Source organism: Arenibacter arenosicollis (assembly GCF_014397245.1).
In the GTDB taxonomy this organism is placed as follows: Bacteria; Bacteroidota; Bacteroidia; order Flavobacteriales; family Flavobacteriaceae; genus Arenibacter; species Arenibacter arenosicollis.
In genome coordinates, this window is sequence record NZ_JACLHY010000040.1 from 1 (window position 1) to 23,107 (window position 23,107).

A 23,107-nucleotide genomic window follows, 5' to 3' on the forward strand; every position below is an offset into this window, starting at 1 on the left:
AAACACATTTTTAGGTTTCTTTGATGAAAAGTATTTAAGAAATAAAGAACAAGCAACAAGGTTAGAGACTAATTTAGTGTAAAGGCTAATCTTTAACTTGTGTAAACTATGTGCCTTAACGAACAGCTGAATCCAGCCGCACAAACAGCACATTTGGTTTTTGCCAACACATAAGCCAACGCTGAAAAACCAAAAGAGCTGTTTTTTGTCTTTGCGCTCGAAAACATAGTGAAAAGATTGTGAATAAAAATATAGTAACCGACCAACCAAAACAACAAACTTTATTAACTTGTACGGTTAAATAAGAAATAATGATTAAAGAAAGAATTGACATTGAAAACATTGACGGACAACTATTTGAAATAAAATTAGTTGACCCAGATAATTCTAAACATGCTTCTTTTACGCATTATTTGCACAATCATAAAAATGGAGTTTCTCAATTTTACAAAAAAGATGCACTTTCTTACGTAAAAGAAATCCTTGAAAAAGAATATCCTACTACTGAAATAACTCTTGAAGTTGCTGAAAGCGCATTACAGTATTTGCTCTTTGATTTAAATAAATCGGCTCGATTTCCTGCACCAGAAAATCCAAACTTTAAATTTATTGACCTATTTGCGGGAATTGGAGGTTTTCGACTTGGCGGTCAGAAAAATAACGGCAAATGCGTTTTTAGTTCGGAATGGGATAAATTTGCACAACAAACTTATAAAGAAAATTTTGGAGAAATTCCGTTTGGAGATATAACAAAAATCGAAGCTAACGCAATTCCAAACCATGACGTTTTATTTGCAGGTTTTCCTTGCCAACCATTTAGCTATTCAGGCAGGAACGAAGGTTTTAAAGATAAAACTCGCGGAACACTATTTTTCGATATACTTCGTATTTTGGAAGAGAAGAAACCCAAAATGTTTTTATTGGAAAATGTGAAAGGGCTTAAATCTCATAATAAAGGTAAAACCTTAGAAACAATAATTGACTCTCTTACTAAACTTGGGTATCATTTACATTGGGAAATTTTAAAAAGCACTGATTTCGGTCTTCCTCAAAAAAGAGAAAGATGGTATTGTATAGGCTCTTTGAATAAAATTGATTTTGAATTTCCAAAAAAGATAAACGAAAAAGTTACATTGAGGAGCATTATTGATGAAAATGAAGATTCAGAAAACTTAAAACTTACCGAATTCGAACTCAACCGTATAAATTATCATTTCCAAAATGTAAGAGACGATTATCAGCGAGTCGAACACGATTCATCAAAATATGAACCTACCACAAAAAAAGGCAGAAACGGTATTTTCTCATATCAAAAGCCAGATGGTTCGTTGAGATTTCACGTAGGCGACCACGCCAAAACACAAATTCAAGAAGCCTTTTATTGTACGTTAGATACGTATTCACCAACTATTATTGCCAATAGAGTTCCAAAATTATGGGATATCGGTCGGAAACTATCTGTACTTGAAGCTCAAAGGCTTCAAGGTTTTCCAGACAAATATGGCTTTCCTGTTTCCGACAACCAAGCCTACAAACAACTTGGTAACAGCGTTTCTGTTCCAGTTATTGATTTGATAATTAAAGAAATGACCAAATATTTATGAACAGAATAGACCAAAACGAAATACTCAAATCGACATATGCTTTAAACGAAACTATAAATAACAAACTATTTGGGCTATTAACATTATTCCTTTCCACACATAACATTGAAGAAATACAAACAAATACAACTTATCGAGTTGATATTTCAGACCTTTCAAATCAATTACAAGACTTATTTTATTTCGGTAAGGATTTAAGAGATTATAACAATAATGAATTTTGGTATTTCAGATTATCTAAAAAGTGGGAAACAATAGTAAAGGACTTAATAAGTGACAAGAAACCAAATATATTGGATTTCTCGATTTTCTATTTTAAAAATAAACGCTTCGAGCAATTACCCAATTCAAAATCTTTAGTCAAAGATATTATTGACAAACTCAACATATCAAAATCTGCTATTGAGATAATTTTTGATTTGCATTACGAGGATAGAGATATAAAACTATCCGAAGTTGATTTTTCGAATGACGACCTTTTAACAGCTTATAAGGTAAAGCATAATTTGACGAGTGATTATGAAACAATTTCATTTGACAGTCACTTTTTAGTCAAAAGTCATCCAAGTGAATTAAGTAGAGGGCCTTATATCCAAACCTTATATTCAGGTATGGCTATTCAAGAACTTGTTTTACTCACTAAATTTGATTTAGACAAATACTATCCTAAATCTCAACGAAATATTTCAATAACTAACGGACTTGCCAAAAACATAATATTTTACGGTGCTCCAGGTACAGGTAAATCACATAGGATTAATCTGATAATAAGTGATAAGCTTGAAAGAACTGAAAGAGTTACTTTTCATCCAGAGTATGATTACTCTTCATTTGTTGGCGGATATAAGCCAACAATGTTAGATAATGATATAAGATATGAATTTGTTCCACAAGCCTTTACAAAAATATATGTTGATGCTTGGAATGATTTGGATAATGATTTCTATCTCGTCATAGAGGAAATTAACAGAGGGAATTGTGCAGAAATTTTCGGAGACATTTTTCAATTGTTAGATAGGTCGAATAATTATGAGATTACACCTTCTAAAGAATTAAAAGATTATTTAATAAAAGAGTTTTTGGACAACGACAAAACAGATGGGAACAAATTAATCCTTCCGCCAAACTTGCATATTTTGGCTACAATGAATACATCTGACCAATCATTATTCCCTATGGATAGTGCTTTTAAACGACGATGGGACTGGGAGTATATTCCAATTAATTATGAATTTTCTGATGAAAATAATTCTTCAAAATTTGTTGTGCAAATTTCTAAAATCGAAAACTTTTCGTGGCTTTCTTTTATCAAATCTGTAAATAATGTCATAAAACAAAATGACAATTTGGGTATGGATAAATGTTTGGGAAATTACTTCCTAAAACCCGAAAACGATATAATTGAAATTGACACCTTTATCAACAAAGCGATATTCTATTTATGGAATGACGTTTTTAAAGATGAAATAGAGGAACATAGTATTTTTAAGGACAGTACTACCTACGAAGACTTCTTCCCTATTAGACCTAACGGTATTGAAAAAATTAAGGAAATTCTTGAGATTCTTAAAGTTGATATTTCTATCATAGCTTCAGAATAATGAAAATCCTAATTGAAGGAGAAAAATATCCGTTAAATGATTTAAGAGAAATTTTTGATGACCCAAAATTTTATCATCAAGAAGGACAAGAGGGAACTATATTATCAGTCGGCTATTACCATTCATTTACAAGGACCCACAAAAAAGCACAGCTTGTTTATATGCTTCCGAAGGTCTTTATGAAAACTAATGAAGAAACAGTTTTTGGTATAAGCAAAAACAGTCTTTACAATTTAGAACAATCCGACACTTTTAAACATAAAGAAGAGTATAATTGGATTAGACAAGTTTCTGTATATTTCTATAACAGCTTATTGGAATTCAAACGCAGAAATAAATCCTCAACAATTGTCCAGAGTTCACTTTCGACCAATTTGAGCACTAATCTCAATGAGCAGGATTACTCTTATTTAGATTTACTTTTAAGTTTTGTGAATTTTTATAAAAAGAATAAAAACAATGTACTGTTTAGGCATATTGAATCTAAATCCCAACAGATTAGAAAACCAAATTGGGAGAAAACAATACGCAAATCAGTTCCATTAATTACAAAGAACGGACAACCTATTTATGACGTTTATAGAAATAAAAAGAAAATAGTAAACACCGAGGAAGAACTATTAGTCTATTTTTTTTCAATTCTCAATCATTTTAATAACGACCATAAATTGTATCTTAAAATTGATAAGTCTTATCAATTGATAGAAGGCAGAAAATTTAAGCAACTTCAAGAAAACGGTTTATCAAAACTTCGCAAAATCAAATATCGATATTTCAACGACACCTTAAAAAAGATGTATCACCTTTGCGAGATTTATTTTTCACAAACGGACAAAAGCAGTATAAGAAATCGAAAAGAAGAATTTATTTCAGTTAATAATTATAATCTCGTTTTTGAGGATATGGTCGATAAATTGTTTTCAGACCCAATAATAGAAAAGAAAACAAAAGATGGTATTTCTCTAAAAAATTTAAAATACAATGATGATGGTAAAATCATTGACCACATATTCGATTATCAATCTCTGCTTGATAGAAGTGATATTTTTTACATTGGTGATTCAAAATATTATAAGTCGGACAACACAGCAGGAAAAGTCTCAAAATTTAAGCAGTTCACATATGCTAAAAATGTGATTCAATATAATATTGACCTACTAAATGAAACGGGAACATATTATACGGAAAACTTGAGATATAGAGATAAATTGACCGAAGGCTATAATATTACGCCTAACTTTTTTATATACGGGTACATAAAGGATTTCAAAAATTTTGATAGCGATGAATTAAACGAAAAAGGAGGTATCGTAAAATCTTTTCATTTTGAGAATAGATTGTTTGATAGAGACACATTATTTGTGCATCAATACAAAATAAATTTTCTATATGTGTTAAAAGCATACACCCAATTTGGAAACCGAACTATTAAAAAATTAAGAGGAGTAACCAAAAATAGATTTCGAGAAAATTTTATAGATTTTTTCTCTGATAAAAATAAGTCGGAATTTGAGTTTTATGAATTTAAAGGTGGTAATGTAAAAGAGTTTGTTGAGAAGAATTTTAGAAAAATTAACGGTAAGTGCTTTCTAACAAAAGAAAACAAGCTGATTTTAGCTCGACATAAGAATGATGATAAACTAAATAATTTGATAACTGAATTTAAACAATATGAATTCGAATAAGCCAACGCTCAAAGCCATACACATTTGCAATTCGAACTATCCGACACACAAGCCAAAAATTGCAAAAGAGTATGTCTTTACCAACGCTGAAAACGAAGCAGAACAGAATAAAGCCAGCAGGTAACAATGTATATAAAAAATAGGCGAAACAATAATAAAATCAAGGGTTTTAGCTCGAATCAAAATTTGTGCTTATCCGAAAGTTTCGTGCTTCGAAATCACATACTTTTCATTTACTAAACGTTACCTGCCATTAGATGAAAACCGCAATACCAATTAACAAAAAGCTATTTGATATTTACCTTCTCTTCACGAGAGAACCATTTGTTCAATATTTTTCCGAGGAATTAGAATTTTATTCAAATGGAAATGGTGGACTGCTTGGTTTAATAAGTCTTGACATTATGGACCAAGATTATTATGGATGTATTTTATCAAGAGATAAGTCAAAACAATACAGAGCGGAATTAGTAACCGCAAGCGTAGAAACTATCGAAGAAGTAAGACAATGGATTGACGACAAAATGAGCAGTAACTCAATTGTCTTTCACGATAACAAACACGAATACTTTGACCTTTTCCAAAATCTAGACAATGAAGACAATCAGCATCCAAATTTCAAATTATTAAGCTCAAACATTGCTTTATCAATGGCTAAAGAAACTATAAAAGAAGTTTCATATCATTACAAAGATATTGATGGAAATTTTATTGACCAGTTTCAATCAATAAACGGATTTGATTCAAGAGTTTGGGAATTATTCCTATTCTGTTTTTTTAGAGAGCAATTTTTTTCATTTAAAAGAAACTACAACGCACCAGATTATATGGTTGAAAAATTTAATGAAGAAATAGCTGTTGAGGCAGTAATTGTAAGTAGAAAGACCGAACTGGATAGCAATGCAAAAAACGATAAAGAAATTCAGGAGAAATTAAAAAATGATGTTCCTCTATTGTTTGGAAATGCTCTATTTGACAAAATGAAAAAGAAATATTGGGAAAAAGAACACGTAAAAGGGAAACCTTTCGTAATTGCAATAGCCGACTTTCACGATACTATGTCAATGACTTGGACTTTTAATTCATTATCAGATTATTTATATGGCTATAAGTACGAACATTCAGTTGACAAAAGCGGAGAACTTATTGTTAAACCAATTAAAATTGGAGACTATACAAAACCAAATGGAACCAAAATACCCAGCGGTTTCTTCTTTCAACCAAATTCCGAAAACGTAAGTGCAATAATATTTTCTTCTTGCGGAACTTTATCTAAATTCAACAGAATGGGAAAACAAGCTGAACTTGGAAGTGATATTCCAACTTTAATAAGAACGGGAACTTTTTATAATCATACGCCTAATGCTGACAAACCAAATTTCGTGACTTATAAAGTAGATAAAGGAAGTAAAGAAACTTGGTCAGAAGGAACAGTTGTTTATCACAATCCAAATGCAAAAATTCCTTTGAACCCAGCATTTTTTGATGACAAAGTTGCACAATGCTTTTTCAGAGATAAATTAATTCACAGTAAAATGCCGAAATATTTTCCCTATAATTCATTCACCCAAAATCTAATACCGAAACAAGATGAGGAAGAATAACGGCAGGTAACAACGTTACTATTTAGATAATTTAATGTACTCTTTCATATCAAAATCAAAAAGCTGATTGATTGTAACATTAAGTTCTTTTGAAATCATTAGTAAGGTCTCATACCTTGGGTTAGTATTCCCTCTTTCAAGTTCTCCAATTGTCTTTTTAGCGTGACCAGTCCTAAAACCTAATTCCTCTTGAGAAATAGGTTTTCCTGTTTTAGGGTTGAGTACTGTTTTTCTAAGTTCAGCAATTCTATATCCTAAAGCCCTTTTTTCATTCTTAAGGTCAAAATTCTTCATTAGGATAAAATTCCTTCATTAGAGTTAAAATTTAGGATACCTATAAGTATCCTTTATTATTTTTTTATTATATTAGTCGCGTAATATTTATTATGCGATTCTTCTTTGTTTGAATTAGTCTGGAAGCAGTCGCTTGGATTCCCGGTCTAAAAACTGGTAACTTGATGCACGGGATGATAAGCAAGATGCCCATGACCCGGGGCATGGGTTTTCTTATCACAGCGTACTAAACCAGTTCATGGATCTTAAAGAGGCGTTTAACCCTCTTTATCTGAGCGTTGTTTTATTTGGAAGTTTTGCAAGCAGTAACCAAAAGGCTAAAAGAGCTATGAAACACACCTTACGTAACTTAAATGGTAAAACGGCCACTGGGCAACTTACCGTTCTTTTGCAGCATACCGTGTACGACATTCTCTTTACCAAAAAGCCCAAGAACCCAATATAGGTTTTGCATTATTATGGGATTTGTGTTATACCCTTTTTTCCGGAACTAAAAAATCCTTTTATCCCATAATCACGATCCACACATTTTTTGGCATCCGGCCAAATAACGAAAAAGCAGCCTAACATCATTTAAGGCCATCCCTTTGCTGGTTCAACTGTGCTATGCTATAGCATTGTTAAAAGGCTAGGGGAGGAGCCATAACAGTGAGCCAGGTGAGGTATGCCCATACAGCAACCTAATCTTGCACACAAAACCATAATATCAACCAATAGATCCTTATTGCCTATGACATAGAACATATACAAAATAGCCTCCCAAACCCTGTTTGACCGACAAGTTTGGAAGGCCTTAACTAAATAAAACTAAGTTTCATCTAATCTTCAAAATTATGAAAAATAATCTTGAGTATAAGGGCATGCTACGTATATGCCTACTAATTCTCTGCTTTTTGGTCCCCCCACCATACTTTGCCCATTTCCCCCATGGGCATTGTTTTACAACTTCACCCAACCTACTGCTGCCACAACAGCAACAAATTTCCGGTACCGTTACCGATAACTATGGTCCCATGTCCGGGGTACATGTACTTATAAAAGGTACCAAAACGGGTACCTTTACCAACCCCCAAGGGGAGTACTTTCTTTTGGCAAATAATAATGATATCCTTGTCTTTTCCTATCTGGGCTACCACAGTAGGGAACTTCCCGTAATGGGCAGGACTAGCATGGATGTGCAAATGCAGTCCGAGGTCACCGAGCTTCAAGAGGTAGAAATCAATGCCGGTTACTATTCGGTAAAGGAAAAGGAACGCACCGGGAGCATCAGCAGGGTCACGGCCAAGGAAATAGAGCCGCAACCCATTGTAAGTCCGTTAGAGGCCCTGCAGGGCCGTATGGCAGGGGTGGAGGTGGAGCAGGGGGTAGGTATTACCGGCCTGGCACCTACCATACGCATACGGGGCACCAATAGTCTAAGAAATGATGGTAATTATCCACTTTATATAGTGGATGGAATCCCCCTTAATTCCACACCCTTACAAAGTGGTGGTTCGCTGACCGTTTCCACAGGAATAGATCCCTTGAACACCTTGAACCATGCCAATATAGAAAGCATAGAGGTACTTAAGGATGCCGATGCTACCGCCATCTATGGTTCTCGAGGGGCCAACGGGGTAATACTGATCTCTACGAAAAAAGGATATGACAAGCAGGGTGAGACTTCTTTGGACCTTAGTCTTTATTCTGGAATATCCGAGGTGTCCAACAAGGTTAAACTTTTGAACACTGAGGAATATCTCGCCATTAGAAGAAAGGCCATAGAAAATGATGGTTTTACGCCGGAGGATGTATACGCGCCCGAACTCACTTTATGGGACCAAAACCGTTATACGGATTGGCAGGAAACACTTTTTGGCGGTACTGCTTCAATGACAGATGTGAATATGGCGGTTTCAGAGGGCAATGGATATACCTCGTACCGTATTGGGGGATCATTCCGTGCCCAAGGTTCCGTTTTTCCAGGAGATTTTGACTATAAGAGGACCACGGCCAATATAAACCTTAACCATAGATCCAAAGATAACACGTTTAAATTGGATTTTTCCGCCAATTATGGGGTAGATAAAAATCGCATTTTTAATGGTTCCAATTTTATAAACTATGCCCTTACCGCACCCCCTAATGCACCTCCGATCTATAAGGAAGATGGCAGTCTCAATTGGGAGAATTGGGTGGTGGATAATCCCTTGGCGGTCTTGGAACAGCCTCAGGACATAAGGGCAAATAATCTGCTTGCCAATATGGCCCTCTCCTATACCATTATACAGGGATTGGACCTTAAGGTCAATCTTGGATATTCCAAACTGGACAGTGAGGATATGATAAGATATTACAGGGAACGTTACAACCCTGAAAGATGGGATAAAATAGATTTGGGAACGGCCCAAAGTGCTACCGATAGGCTATCATGGATCGTGGAACCACAATTAATGTACCAACGGCATTGGGGCAAATTGGGCATGGATGCCCTTATAGGATCCACCTTCCAGGACAATCGGAACAGTTATCTGAATGTTTCCAGCACGGGCTATGCCAACAAAAGCTTAATGGGCAATTTGAGCGCGGCCAACGAGGTCAGGGTTTTGGGCGATGATAATACGGAGTATAGGTACGGGGCACTATTTGGGCGTTTGGGTCTGAATTGGGCCGGAAAGTATTTTCTGAACCTTACGGGCAGGAGGGACGGGTCCTCTAGATTTGGTCCAGATCGGCGGTTCTCGAACTTCTGGGCATTGGGAGGGGCCTGGATATTCCGCGAAAATAGGGGTGTACAAGAAAATGTTCCTTTCTGGAGTTTTGGAAAGCTTAGGGGAAGTTACGGGACTACCGGGAGCGACCAGATCCCGGACTACGGATTTTTGGATGCCTATGAGGCCACGGATGGGGTAGGCGGGCTGTTCCCTACCCAGTTGTACAATCCCGACTACTCCTGGGAGGTGAACAAAAAACTGGAGGCTTCGCTACAGTTAGGCTTTATAAACGACCGCATAAATCTGGAATTGAACTGGTATAGAAATCGTTCTTCCAATCAATTGGTAGGCTTTCCATTGCCATTCATTACGGGATTCGGATCGGTACAGGCCAACCTTCCGGCTCTGGTACAGAACTCCGGTTGGGAGGTGCAAACGGAAACCGTCAACATTAGGACAAAAGACTTCTCCTGGAGTACCTCCATCAATGTAACCTTCCCGGACAACAAGCTTTTGGAATTCGATAATATTGGGCAGACTTCCTATGACAATCAATATAAGGTAGGTTATCCATTGAACATATCAATGGTCTATCAATATGACGGCATCGATCCCGAAACCGGTCTGTACCGGGTGGTGGACATCAACGAAGATGGAAGGTACAATAGCGAGGATAGGCAAGTAATAATAAATAGGGGAAGGAAGTATTATGGCGGTCTTGGCAATCATTTACAGTATAAGGGTCTCGCCTTGCAGTTCCTATTCGAGTACATTGACCAGGACAATTTAAGAAATGTATTTGGAGCTCCTTCACCTGGTCGTTACGGAAACGGACCCGTGGATTTTTTGAACACCTGGCAGGAACCTGGCGATAATGCGCATATCCAGAAATTATCCCAGTCAAGTGCGGCCCGTACGGCCTTTAGTAGGGCCGCCAGTAGTTCTTATGGAATGGAGGACGCCGCGTTTTTACGATTAAAGAACGTGTCCCTATCCTATAATTTGCCCAAAGCGGTACTGCAACAAATTAATATAAGTGCAATGAGTGTGTATGTCCGGGCACAGAACGTCTTCACCATTACCCCTTATCAGGGATTGGACCCGCAGGGGGGAAGAAGTAGCGTACCCCCGTTAAGAACCATTACATGTGGTATTCAGTTAAACCTATAAAATCAAGAACATGAAAAATATATGGTATACCCTTTTGATAGGTATCTGTTTTGCACAAACTTCCTGTGAGGATTTTGTGGAGGTGGATGTACCTGATAACAAAATAGTAAGCGAAACGGTGTTCGGAAGCGATGAAACCGCCAATAGTGCGGTCACAGGTATCTATAACGAACTTTTCAATGCGGATTTTTCCAATGGCGGACTACGTTCCGTTTCCCTTGTGGGGGGACTCTCAGCGGACGAATTTTGGACTACGGCGTTGAACGATGAACTGTTGGAATTCGGCGAAAACGAAATATTGGCCGAAAACTCGTATAACTTGCCACTGTGGTCCAGTGCCTACAATATTATCTATATGTGCAATGCCGTAATGGACGGCCTGGAAAAATATGATGGGGTTTCATCTACAATGAAGCTAAGGTTGTTGGGGGAAACGGCATTTGTTAGGGCATTTGTCTATTTCTACCTGGTGAATCTTTATGGGGAAGTGCCCCTGATCCTATCCCCGGATTACAGAACAAATGCCCTGGCCTCCCGTTCGGATGCCCAGGAAATCTATGAATCCATAATCTCCGATCTGGAAACAGCCATAAGCAATCTAGGGGATTCCTTTTTGGCCGGCCAAAGAATACGTCCCAATAAGTATACTGCATTGGCCTTGCTGGCACGGGTATACCTTTATCGGGAAAATTGGGAAAAAGCAGAAGCGGCAAGTACCCAAGTTATTGGGAACATCTCAAATTTTGATCTCCTCAATAATCTGGATGAAGTTTTTTTAGCCAATAGCAAGGAGGCCATTTGGCAGATAACCCCCGCCGGGAGAAGTCTCAGTTATGCTACCAATGAGGGCCGTATCCTGATCTTGACAAGTCCTCCCCCCGATTCCCAAAAACCGGTTGCATTGACCAAAGATCTGATAGGGTCCTATGCCGATGTGGACATTAGGCGGGAACATTGGATAGGGAAATTGGACACTGAAGATGAAGTGTACCACTATCCGTTCAAGTACAAAGTAAATAGCGCTGATGAAATAACGGAATACTCCATGGTACTGAGATTGGGAGAGCAATATCTGATAAGGGCCGAGGCACGTGCTCAGTTGGGTAAAATACCCGAGGCCATAAGTGACTTGGATAAAATAAGGATACGCGCCAATCTTGGACGGCTCTCGGTAATAGCACCTGGAATTAATAGGACGGCTTTATTGGATTCCATTCACTTGGAGCGCCGCAGGGAATTGTTTACCGAATGGGGCCATCGATGGCTAGACCTTAAACGAACCGAAAGGGCATCGGATGTTTTGGGAAGTATAAAAACATCCTGGCAGCCTTCAGATGGGCTATACCCAATACCTGAAAGCGAAATAGACAAAAACCCAAACTTGGAACAAAACGATGGTTACTAACATTTACGAAGTTACGATGAAAAATCATAGAATGGGAAAGGGCATTTTAATGCTACTGATCAATATTTTCTTTTGGAGTACAGTTTTTTTGTATTCCATGACCTTTAAGGATACGATGCCCCTTGATCCCAGTATACGGCACGGAAAACTTCCCAATGGCCTTACCTATTATATAAAACCCACAGGTGATGGCAGCTCTGAGATGTCCCTGCGCCTTGTGGTAAAGGCCGGTTCGGCGGTCCAGGATGCGGACCAATATGAACTGGACCATGTTATGGAACATCTCGCATTCAAGGCAGGGAAAAATATGACCATGGCCAAAGCCAATGAATTGGGGTTCCGGTCTGGTGAAATCAATGGCAATTCCCCTTTTGATTTTACACAATATTATTTTAGTTCCGTGGACACTAAGGAGAAACTAAAAATTGCATTTCAGCTTTTCCATGATATTATCTGGGATTTGGACCTCAAAAAAGAATATATTGATAGTGAGCGTTCGGTAATCCTCAATGAAAAAGGGATACGTGGTGGATTCGGTGCCAAATCCATTTTGACCGATCTGGAAAGTACGATGATGGGCAGGGGGGCCGATAGACCTTCCGATTTTGTCCAATTTATAAATACCTTTCCCTACGATGCTCTAAGGAGGTATTATGATGATTGGTACCGTCCAGAATTAATGGCCCTCGTCGTTGTAGGCGATATAGTAGGTGTGGATGCCCTGGAAAAAGAAATAAAGGACAAGTTCTCCAGGGCCAAACCCCTTAAAAATCCCCGTTCCCCGATCAGGGCATTCGGGGCTTACAGAAATTCCCCTCCCCAATTTATGAATAGGGAGCATCGCTTGACTACAAAGGAATCCAAAAGACAAGCGGTAAATATGCGTATTTATATGCGCCAAAGGGAAAATCTGGATAAAAAAGGGCTGGAATTATTGAAACAGGAACAAAAAGGACACCTTTTAATCGACATTTTGAACAATAGGTTAAAGGAGAAACAGGATTATTACGTTAGCCCTTATACCGTGTCCCCTTATATGGCCCTACCATCTTCCCTAGGCATTAAATTACATATTACCATGGAAGAAGGTACCGTAGAAGGGACACTGTCCAAAACGATCCAGCTTTTGAAGGAACTAAGGACCAATGGCTTTTCGGAACCCGAATTTACAAGATTCAAGAAAGAATATTTGGAGTCTTTGTCCAAAACTGATACTATGAAACAAATGTTTTGGGAAGATAATATCGTGGATCATTTTGTTTATGATAAAATATTGCCCGCAAATAGAATGGCCCTTTTAAAAAATATGATGGACGACCTAACATTAGAAGAACTGAACGTTTTTGTGAGGCAATATATCAAAACAGATCCTCAAGAACTGGATATTATTATGCTGTCACCATCCGGGCACAGGGCCTTGTCCTATACTGAAAAGCAAATAAGGGGATGGATTTCTGAAGCCAATAATTTGCCCATTACCAAATATAGTCCTCCAAAAATACCCAAGGAGTTGATGGAAGCATCTTTAATACAGACCCTAAAGCCAAGTACTCTTCAGAAAAATAAAGTGGACATTCCCGGAGCCTCGGAATACACATTGGGCAATGGGATAAAAGTAGTATTAAAACCATTTGATGCCGTACTTGTACCACGCGAACGAAATAAACTGAGTTTTCACGGTTTTTCTTCCAAGGGTATAAGCTGCTATTCTCGAAGTGACTATTTTTCAGCAATGAACGCAGCGGACATTGTCTACAATTCGGGAGTAGGTGGAATGGATAGGTTTGAGTTGAAAAGATATTTTGCCAAAAACGGATACAACGCTCAGGTAGCGCCCTATGTAGGGTATGATGAAGCCGGAATAAGGGGAAGTACGTCCGTAAAGGATCTGGAAACGGCGTTTCAATTGGTTTATTTGTATTTCACAGAGCCCAACAAGGATAGTCTGGCTTTTGAGGATTGGAAGCTTAGGACTCGGTCATCCCATGCATTGCATTCCATCAATTCCCAAGATTTCAAGAATTTCATTAAACTGAAGTTGGGAGACAGTACCTTTTTGCCTAAAGGCACCAAGGCTTTAGAGGGGGTGCCAAATACCGACTTGGACCGTGCATATGGGATATACAGGACCATTTTTGCCAATGCCAAGAATTTCACTTTTATTATTACAGGGGATTTTCCCGAAGAAGAAGTATTGTCCCTTTGCCGGAAGTATTTGGGGAATTTACCTACAGCGAATGTGCAGCCAAAAAGTGAAATTCCTAAAAATACAAAGAAGTTCAGATTGCCAAAACCCCAAGAAAAAGTTGTGGTGGCCAAGGAATTTGACCGAGAAGTTAAGGTGCAATTGGAATACATTTCAAATTTGGCGGAAAGAGATTTGGATTGGAAACAAGATTTAAAATTAAAACTCTTACAGTCCATGATGAACTTTTCAATAATGCAGGAAATGCGATTTAATTCCATTGAAAATGAGGGCATTTATACAATAAAAGTAGTGTGTAATTTTGATAAGGACCGTTTGTTCAATGAGGTCTATGTAGAATTTGGGGCCAGTCCGGAAGATGTAGAACAATTGATAAAGGCGGCCAAACAATTTATGCGATCGTTTAAAAATAATGGCGCAGATGTGGAATTATTGGAAAGGTTTAAGTTGGAAAGAGTGGATTATCTGGAAAGGAAAAAATACCATAGGGGCGATACATCAAAAATGATATACGATTATTACAAGTATGGAACCTCATGGCCCCGGGGTGGTTTAGAACAGCGGCAAGCATATATAAGAAGCATTTCACCAAGGGATATCGAAATCTTGGCAAAAAGACTGTTAAAGGGCAACCCACTTGAGTTTAAAATGCTCCCCGCCAAGAGGATGCATTAATATGGTATTTTGAAGATAGAAAGAAAGAAAGAAAGAAAGAAAGGGGGCATTCAATGCGCCCCCCTTCCCATTAATCTGAATTATAAAATCAGTCAGGATCCGGTGCTGATCCATTTAATTCTATAATCTGACCATCACCCTCGGTTGGCTTAGAAGTATCCTTTTCGTCATAAACCCTATATTCGGTTCCTGGTTCTTCGGAAAATTCTACTGTACAATCGGAATTATCCGGGTTACACAAGACATCTATAGTTGCCCATCCGTTGGGTGCTTGTACCAAGATGTACTTGGTGTCATAGATATCCTTGTCTGCTGATTTGTTCGCAAACGCAAACGACAGTGCAATGGCAAAAACAAATGCCAACATCGGTAAAATCAATTTTAACTTTTTCATGATAATGTAATTTTAATTAATAATAAGTGCCTACTCTTTTGTACAGGTTTTCGGTCTACCCCCTGCTTCTGTTGCAACAAAATATCTTCATTATTTTACATTTAATGTTTAGACCCCATGGCCATCTACGGGCTTTGATGGATCTTGTCCCATGGATTTTTTTTTATGTTTGGGGGAGTACCATATGGCCAGTAGGGCCAACAGGAACAATATCACATTGAGCACCAAATGCTGTTCCCAGGACAGTAGCGAGATAACGCCCCCACACGAACAGGGCCTATAGGGAGCAAAAAATACAATGGCCACGGTGTAGCCGGTAAATAGGAGCATCAGGACAGCAGCTCCGTAAAGACCTATCAATCTGGACCTGCGGCCAATCAATAATAGGGCAACAGCCAATTCGGATAGCGGTACGGTCCAAGAAGCCAAGGAGGCCATGTCCTTGCCCCCAAGTACGGGAGAGTTCCTGATGTTGTCATAGAACAGATGCCCTTCTAGGAGTTTGGTGAGTCCGGCATAAGCAAAGAGGGTAATGAATAACAAGCAGGTGACCTCGACAATTGTCTCCCTATGCTTTTGATACCATTTCATATCATTTGAATCGTTTTGATATTGAATGGTATAAAATTAAGCTGGTTGATTTATCTGTCTGGGATAATAACTGTTCTGAAAAGGATTAGTTTTAAGTAAGTAACACGGTCAAGAGTTAGCTCTAAGGTCTCTTGGAGTGTACCCATACCTAGCCTTGAACTCCCGTGAGAAGTGGGTAGCGTTCTTAAATCCGTTTTGCCGAGCTATGCGCTTAAAGGGTTCATTGGAACTTTTTACCAAAACATGTGCATTTCTAAGCCGCTCATTTTTTAGAAACTGAAACACTGTCATACCAAACAACTCCTTAAAACCTTTCTTTAATTTATATTCATTGGTTCCAAATTCATGGGCCAACTCCTGAAGGGATGGTGCATTCTTATCTAGATTATTCTTGAGAAAGTTTCCTATGGCCCTAAAAGTTTCCAAATCGGATATATTTAAAAAAGACTTTTCTTCTACAGGATGTTTGTGCTTAGTAAGTCGTATTTGTTTTAATATTTTAGATTGCAGTTTTCTTTCGTACAGCTTGGTGTTTTTAATAATATCCGATGATATTAGCATATACCTGACAATGGAGTTTTCCACTTGAGGAAGGTCAACCATCTTACAATATGCAGGAAGTTGCAAATTCGTTTTGGTCTTAAATACCAGTCGCATTTCACTTTCAAAATCATGGTCACTACCTAATGAATTTGTTAAATCGACCCATTTTAGGATCGATTTTTTTTCAAGTAGATTAACCATAGGTTGATCTAGTAGCTCACTATTTTCCCAGTGTAATAATTTAGTCACATCTTGATTAATATAAGTTATCTTAAAGGTTTCATCCAAGAAAAAAATCATTTGCACCATATGCATATACGAGTCGTGCATATTAACATACCCTTGATGTAAAAAGGAATCCTTTATTTCTTCTACAACAATATTCACCATTGCAGAAAGTGCCTCCAGCTCATCCCGCTTATCCGATCGTTCCAGGCGATAGGAGAAATTACCCCTTGATAATTCGATCAACAGTTGAAAAACTTTGTTAAGCCTGCCATTGTACGTTATATTTTCCATGAATATATGGGCTATGGTACTTAATTACCCTTCTATATTTATTAATTATGGATTCAATTATAATTTAGTACGTTCATTTATTCGATAAATTCGGAAAGAAATTCCATTCCTTCCAACTCATTGCTTACCACCTTAGTGGGTATAGGGGGCATATTGGCCAATAGGTATAGGTCGGTCAAAATTTGGGATAAGGGATTATCTGATATAAAGGCCACAGCTTTTGTGAGTGACGAGCCTTCAGTTGCCAAATATCTTCTGGCATCTTTACTTATATCTATTATTCCTCGAATATCACAGAGTATGGGATAGGCCTTACCCTTCTGAAGTTGTAAACGATCAGACACTATTTCCATGGCACCGGCCAGTTGAATAGTTAAATTTTGCTTGTAAATAAATCGGACAACTCCATTATCTATATAATACTCAGCATATTCATTTTCGAAACTATTTTCCATGGTAACTTTTCAAAAATGCCACTCAAAGTAATAATTTTTATACAAATTTTGTAGGATTATCGATAAAATGCTTTAGAACTTATCTGTAAGGGATTATTAATGTTCTATAAAGGATTTATTCGGTGCCAGGACCATTTGAAGAAGCTTTACACTGTTGATTTTGTGTACTTTATATATCTAAAATTAATAATAGGACTATTGCAGCGTACATAAACCAAGTTAAAATGGCAAAGATAAAACCCAATAATTTTCTTGATACCGTGGATAGTGTATTCAATGATGCCAAGCGACAAGGCATATTACACCTTTATGCAGAAGGTGACCAGTTTACCGGTAGGCATATCAAGGTAGGACAAAAGGATATGTTCCATTTCGGAACTACCGGATACTTAGGTTTAGAACAAGACTCAAGGTTGAAAAAAGCCGCAGTGGATGCCATTAATAGATATGGAACTCAATTTCCACTTTCTAAAACCTATATCTCACACCCGTTGTACAAGACTTTGGAGGAAAAGGTTACAGAAATGTACTCCAACCCTGTTATTATTACTAAAAACAGCACCTTAGGCCATATCGGTGTCATTCCAAGCGCAGTTGACGATCAAGATGCTATAATTCTAGATCATCAAGTGCATTGGAGCGTTCAAAGCGCAGCCAAACTTCTAAAATCCAGGAGCATTCCAATTGATATGATCAGGCATAATAATCTTGAAATGCTCGAAGATAGGATTAGAAAACTTTCTTCCAAACATAAGAAAATATGGTATATGGCAGACGGAGTCTATTCTATGTTTGGCGATGTTTCACCAGTAATGGAACTCATGGGGCTTTGTAATAAATATCCCCAACTACACCTTTATTTTGATGATGTTCATGGAATGAGCTGGATCGGTAAGAACGGCACCGGATATGTGCTCGATAATTTAAAAGAACTTCCCGAACAGGTCTTACTTTTTGGAACTTTAAGCAAAACTTTTGGGGCAAGCGGTTCGTTACTTACATGTTCCAATCGCAAAATGTACGCGAAAATTAAAAATTTTGGTGGACCCTTGACTTTTTCTGCCCAATTGGAACCGGCGTCAGTCGCTGCCGCGATTGCTTCCGCAGATATACATTTGACTCCCGAAATCTATTCATTACAAACCGATCTTATGGAACGTGTAAAGTACTTTAACACGCTTCTTTCTGAATCTGGCCTACCTCTTGTTGAACAGAACAATTCACCCGTATTCTACATTGGTACAGGGATGCCTGTCACCGGCTATAATTTTGTAAACCGAATGATGAAAGAAGGCTATTTTGTCAATTTGGGTTTGTTCCCAGCCGTACCGGTAAAGAATACCGGTGTGCGAATAACTATTTCTCGGCACAATCAGAAGGAGGAAATCAAAGGTTTGGTGGAAGCCATGCAATATCATTATCCGCGTGCATTGGCAGCAACATACACTAATAATGCTAAGGTAAGATCAGCTTTTAAACTTCCCCTAAACGAAACAGAAAAAACAAATAATAAACCAAAAATTAAGCTTAACATTCAATTTGCCTATAGCATTTCCAAGATACCTAAAAAAGATTGGGATACCTTGTTAGGTGGTAATGGCATTTTCGATTGGGAGGGCCTACGATTTTTGGAATCGGTTTTTTCAAAGAACAAGAAGAAAGAAGAAAATTGGAAATTTCATTATTACATTGTTCGTGACCTCATGGACAAACCCATATTGGCCACCTTTTTTACTTACTCCCTATGGAAGGATGATATGTTGGCTTCCGAATCGGTCTCAAAGAAGGTGGAGGAAATAAGACAGCAGGACCCCTATTACTTGACTTCCTATGTTCTTGGGATGGGTTCCCTGTTCACTGAAGGCAATCACTTGTATTTGGACACCTCCCATCCACTTTGGCATGAAGCATTGCACAGCCTGATGGATCAACTGGAAAAATTGGATAGTAAATTGAATTCTAAAATGGTGGTGTTCAGGGATTTTATCAAAGATGAAAAGCTCCATGAGTTTTTCCATAATCTTGGATTTATTCAAGTCTCAATGCCGGATTCCAGCAGAATATCAAACCTGATATGGAAAGACAGTTCAAGCTACATATCAAATCTATCCAAGCGATCACGAAGTCACTTTAGAAAGGATATTGAGCCTTATGAAGCAAGATTTAAAATAGAGATAAAAAATACAATTGAACCCCGTGAATACGATCATTTTTTTAAGCTGTTGGAAAACGTTAGACAAAACAACCTTGGTTTAAACACTTTCCCTTTTCCAAAAAAAATATTCAAATATATGAGCGACCACCAAAATTGGGAATTCATTATTCTTAAACTAATGTCCGATTATTCCAAGGATGCCAGGGAACCAGTAGTAGGTGTAATGTTTTGCTATAAAAATATTGCAAGGGCCTATATTCCATCCTTTATTGGAATGGATTATGAGTATGCAAAAGTTCATCAAGTATATCGTCAACTATTGTACCAAACCATAAAGAGGGCAGGGGAGTTGGGATATAGAGAGATTCTATTTGGAATGACCGCAGCCTTCGAAAAAAGAAAGCTAGGAGCAGTAACAATATCACAGATTTCATATATACAGTCCAAGGACAATTACAACCTTGAATTGGTTGGGATACTTGAAAACAGTGGTTAAATAAAATAAAACGCCCCACAAAATTATTTAAACCAGAACTGAATCTTCTGAATTGCTATTCTCCAACATACCATAAAAAGTTAGTAGGATGGATAACCGATTCAAACACATTATTGATGGCTATTTTCAAAAACTAGAGGAAATTATACCAAATAAAAGGATTGATTTCAAAAAAAGCAATGAAGGAATTCATTTAAGCAATAATGCCCTTTATTTGTTGAAAAAAATAGTGGAAAAGAATGGCTTTAAGTCCATTGAGGAAGAAATATACTTCTTTAAAAAAGTAAAGTCCGAACCTCTAAGCCATCTGGTTTATTTTAGCGAAGTCCGATCATGTGAGCTATTGATGCCCAAGATTGGTCTTGGAAATCAATTGAACTTCTTGGAAAAGAAAATTAAACGAATCAATAAATTCTTCAATAGAAATTGGGATTTTGTCCATTACATGGAACAAGAACTCACATACTTGGATATTCAGTACTTTACACGGTCCAATCAAGTATTTCCTCTCTATTCCCTACCTGAATCATGTTATTTGGACCCTAAGTTCTTTACTTCACATGATATGCTCTGGGCAAGGATAAAGGGAATGAACAAATTCATCATTTACCTTCAGGAGCGAATAAATCAATTAAAATTACATAAGCACAAAGCCTTACAGCTAGGAAAACCTAAAAGAACTTTGGTTTGGAGTGCCTCAAAGGCGGCGTTAACTGAGTTGATATATGCACTTTATTCCAGTTCCGCGGTTAACCATGGTAAGGAGGATATAAAAGGTATTGCAACGGCATTTGAAGATTTGTTCAATATCCGATTGGACAACATATATAAAACATACGCGGAGATAAAAAGTAGAAAGGATAGTAAAACAAGGTTTTTGGAAGAGCTAATTATACGCTTCAATAACAAAATTCATGAGGATGATAGTTTATAAAGAAAATCAAAGCTCAAAATAGCCTACCTCGTTATATTCAATGGACCAATTTTAGACTATATTCAGGATTGCAAAAGCAATCATATTTAATAAAAAAGAGGACGCACCCCTACGTCCTCTTTTAAATTGTAAAAATAGATTTGCTTAATAACCTATTTTGCAAGTCTTAACTTATGTTTACCAAATATAGCTATTACGTACTCCAAAAAGTTCTTTTTTAATACTAAAATTAACTCAATCGTTAAACAGTAGCCTTTTTATTGCCAATTGCAAAGACGTTCAAAACCCAAAATAATTATACAATTATTCTATAATTGTCTGTAATTTTATGTACCGGGTATTTTAAATGTTTGATTTTGAACAATTTATTTCAACTAAGGGTACAATCTTACTTTCTGAAACAAAAGATTCTGACCAAAAATCAGCTGATTGACCGAATATTGCAAGATTACCCTCAATTGAAAATAAGTTCTATTTTAGTCTATATCTCCCAATTGAAAAACCTGGGGATTTTAGAAAATCCATCTCGAGGTATTTACACCCTAAAATATAATGAGTGATATACTGGAGCAATCCTTTTCAAAATAGAAATTGAAAAAGGCCAATCAAATCAAACAGAATATTAGATCTAGTTATTAAAATTTAATCTCTTCCTCAACATTTTCATATCATCACTTACCTTTCTATCCAATATTTTAGCATAATGCTGGGTGGTTTTCAGCGACTTATGACCTAACATCTTACTAACGGATTCAATTGAAACACCATTGGTCAAGGTTACGGTTGTGGCAAATGTATGCCTGGCCAAATGGTAGGTAAGATTTTTATTAATGCCACAGAGATCAGCTATCTCCTTAAGATAGGCATTCATTTTTTGATTGCTCAACACAGGCAATAGTCTGTCACCATTTAGAACGGCCGGATGCTCCGCATATTTATCGATAATTGCCTGTGCAGATGGCAAAATGGGTATATTGCTCCTAGTATCCGTTTTGGACCTTTTTATTTTTATCCATTTTTCACCGTCTATACCCAAGACAACATTGTCATTGGATAACTTTTTCACGTCCGCATAGGCCAATCCGGTAAAACACGAAAAAAGAAAGATATCCTTAACTTGATCCAGTCGAGCATTACTGATTTCCTTCTCCAACATTTGTTGAATTTCCGATTCAGTTAAAAATTCACGGTCTACAATTTTTAATCTGCCTTTCCAATGAAGGAAAGGGTCTTTTTGAATCCAATCATTCGCAAAGGCTATCCGGACAATCTTTTTAAAATTAGTGATATACTTAACGGCCGTATTGTGGGCGCAATCACGTTCTGTTTTTAGATAATACTCGAAGCCATCTATAAAGGCGTGGTCTACCTTCTTGATCGGGATGTCCGCTACTTTATATTCTTTTTTGATATAGGCTTCCACATGCTTTTTGGCCGTACAATATCGTTCTATTGTTCCAAGGGCATATTCCTTACCTACTAATTGTGCAATCTTATCATTATGATCCTGGAAAATTTTCAGTAACATTTTCTCGTTGTCTGTTTTTCCCAAAAAAATATTCTTTATTAAATCAGCGGAAATTGGATCATTGCTATTTAGAAGACTCTCATAAATTTGGTAAATTCGATAACGTATCTTATCCATATAGGCATTCAATTCGCGAACTTTCTGTGTGGCACCCTTCATTTTTCCTGCGGACGCATTCCATTTGGCCAATGGTACTTTACGCTTAATACTGAATTCACCCCTCTTACCATTAACTGTAATTCTAGCATAAACAGGAGCTTCGCCCTCATTATCCACATCATTACCTCTTGGATAAAAAAGTACGGAAAATGTTGTTTTCATAGGGGCGTATTTAAAATGATAGTTAAAATTAATAATTTAATTTTAAAATTACATTTATAAGCTATTGAAATTTAGTTCATTACAGCTAAATCGGTGCGTAAAATCAAGGATCAATCCCAAAAGTTGTGTGTGAATTGAAAATAGAATAAGATCTTTGCGGAAAAACGATCGCATTGGAATTATCATTGGACCTATTAAAGTTTATACTGCCAGAAGTATTAACAACCCATTTTG

Annotated in this window: 16 protein-coding genes; 10 read left to right on the forward strand and 6 right to left on the reverse strand. The window is 37.2% G+C overall.

From position 1 onward, the window contains the following. The first annotated feature begins 311 nt into the window (after positions 1-311). The 4 genes from dcm (at position 312) to H4O18_RS21275 (ending at position 6,494) form a co-directional block, all read left to right on the forward strand. Positions 312-1,604, forward strand: coding sequence for a DNA (cytosine-5-)-methyltransferase (gene dcm, locus H4O18_RS21260; RefSeq protein ID WP_187588446.1), 1,293 nt, complete (start codon positions 312-314; stop codon positions 1,602-1,604). Then, positions 1,601-3,205 (forward strand): McrB family protein, encoded by a 1,605-nt coding sequence (locus tag H4O18_RS21265; RefSeq protein ID WP_187588448.1) that lies wholly within the window; start codon positions 1,601-1,603, stop codon positions 3,203-3,205. The genes dcm and H4O18_RS21265 overlap by 4 nt, the downstream gene beginning before the upstream one ends. Beyond that, positions 3,205-4,890, forward strand: coding sequence for a hypothetical protein (locus H4O18_RS21270; protein WP_187588450.1), 1,686 nt, complete (start codon positions 3,205-3,207; stop codon positions 4,888-4,890). Before H4O18_RS21265 ends, H4O18_RS21270 begins: the two co-directional genes overlap by 1 nt. A 257-nt stretch (positions 4,891-5,147) precedes the next feature. After that, positions 5,148-6,494 carry a glycosaminoglycan attachment site gene (locus tag H4O18_RS21275; protein WP_187588452.1) on the forward strand — a complete coding sequence of 449 codons (1,347 nt, stop codon included), beginning with the start codon at positions 5,148-5,150 and terminating at the stop codon, positions 6,492-6,494. 18 nt (positions 6,495-6,512) lie between these two features. Here H4O18_RS21275 and H4O18_RS21280 read toward each other — a convergent pair whose 3' ends face one another. Then, positions 6,513-6,788, reverse strand: a complete 276-nt coding sequence (locus H4O18_RS21280) for a helix-turn-helix domain-containing protein (protein ID WP_031444008.1) — start codon at positions 6,786-6,788, stop codon at positions 6,513-6,515. A gap of 238 nt (positions 6,789-7,026) precedes the next feature. Here H4O18_RS21280 and H4O18_RS21285 point away from each other — a divergent pair, with 238 nt between their 5' ends. From H4O18_RS21285 to H4O18_RS21300, 4 genes are all read left to right on the forward strand, one after another. Further along, the gene (locus H4O18_RS21285) at positions 7,027-7,233 is read left to right on the forward strand and encodes a hypothetical protein (RefSeq protein ID WP_187588454.1); all 207 of its coding nucleotides are present in this window, start codon (positions 7,027-7,029) and stop codon (positions 7,231-7,233) included. 388 nt (positions 7,234-7,621) lie between these two features. Next, a complete protein-coding gene (locus H4O18_RS21290; protein ID WP_187588457.1) occupies positions 7,622-10,651 on the forward strand; it encodes a SusC/RagA family TonB-linked outer membrane protein in 3,030 nt (1,009 codons plus the stop codon). A 10-nt stretch (positions 10,652-10,661) separates the two neighbouring features. Continuing rightward, positions 10,662-12,056 carry a RagB/SusD family nutrient uptake outer membrane protein gene (locus H4O18_RS21295; protein WP_187588458.1) on the forward strand — a complete coding sequence of 465 codons (1,395 nt, stop codon included), beginning with the start codon at positions 10,662-10,664 and terminating at the stop codon, positions 12,054-12,056. Positions 12,057-12,072: 16 nt separating this feature from the next. Continuing rightward, entirely contained in the window at positions 12,073-14,937 is a 2,865-nt protein-coding gene (locus H4O18_RS21300) for a M16 family metallopeptidase (protein ID WP_187588460.1), read from the forward strand. 88 nt (positions 14,938-15,025) lie between these two features. Here H4O18_RS21300 and H4O18_RS21305 read toward each other — a convergent pair whose 3' ends face one another. From H4O18_RS21305 to H4O18_RS21320, 4 genes are all read right to left on the reverse strand, one after another. Next, positions 15,026-15,331, reverse strand: coding sequence for a DUF6520 family protein (locus H4O18_RS21305; protein WP_072861202.1), 306 nt, complete (start codon positions 15,329-15,331; stop codon positions 15,026-15,028). Between the two features lie 108 nt (positions 15,332-15,439). Further along, positions 15,440-15,922 (reverse strand): MauE/DoxX family redox-associated membrane protein, encoded by a 483-nt coding sequence (locus H4O18_RS21310; protein WP_187588462.1) that lies wholly within the window; start codon positions 15,920-15,922, stop codon positions 15,440-15,442. A 108-nt stretch (positions 15,923-16,030) separates the two neighbouring features. Further along, positions 16,031-16,984 (reverse strand): helix-turn-helix domain-containing protein, encoded by a 954-nt coding sequence (locus tag H4O18_RS21315; RefSeq protein ID WP_187588464.1) that lies wholly within the window; start codon positions 16,982-16,984, stop codon positions 16,031-16,033. A 77-nt stretch (positions 16,985-17,061) separates the two neighbouring features. Then, complete coding sequence (locus tag H4O18_RS21320) at positions 17,062-17,439, reverse strand: DUF7793 family protein (RefSeq protein ID WP_187588466.1); 378 nt, start codon at positions 17,437-17,439, stop codon at positions 17,062-17,064. 224 nt (positions 17,440-17,663) lie between these two features. Between H4O18_RS21320 and H4O18_RS21325 the strand changes: the two genes are divergently transcribed. Beyond that, the gene (locus H4O18_RS21325; RefSeq protein WP_187588468.1) at positions 17,664-20,090 is read left to right on the forward strand and encodes an aminotransferase class I/II-fold pyridoxal phosphate-dependent enzyme; all 2,427 of its coding nucleotides are present in this window, start codon (positions 17,664-17,666) and stop codon (positions 20,088-20,090) included. 88 nt (positions 20,091-20,178) lie between these two features. Next, complete coding sequence (locus H4O18_RS21330; RefSeq protein ID WP_187588470.1) at positions 20,179-21,024, forward strand: RteC domain-containing protein; 846 nt, start codon at positions 20,179-20,181, stop codon at positions 21,022-21,024. 628 nt (positions 21,025-21,652) lie between these two features. Here the strand turns inward: H4O18_RS21330 and H4O18_RS21335 are convergent. Further along, positions 21,653-22,873 carry a site-specific integrase gene (locus tag H4O18_RS21335; protein WP_187588472.1) on the reverse strand — a complete coding sequence of 407 codons (1,221 nt, stop codon included), beginning with the start codon at positions 22,871-22,873 and terminating at the stop codon, positions 21,653-21,655. Between the last annotated feature and the right edge of the window lie 234 nt (positions 22,874-23,107).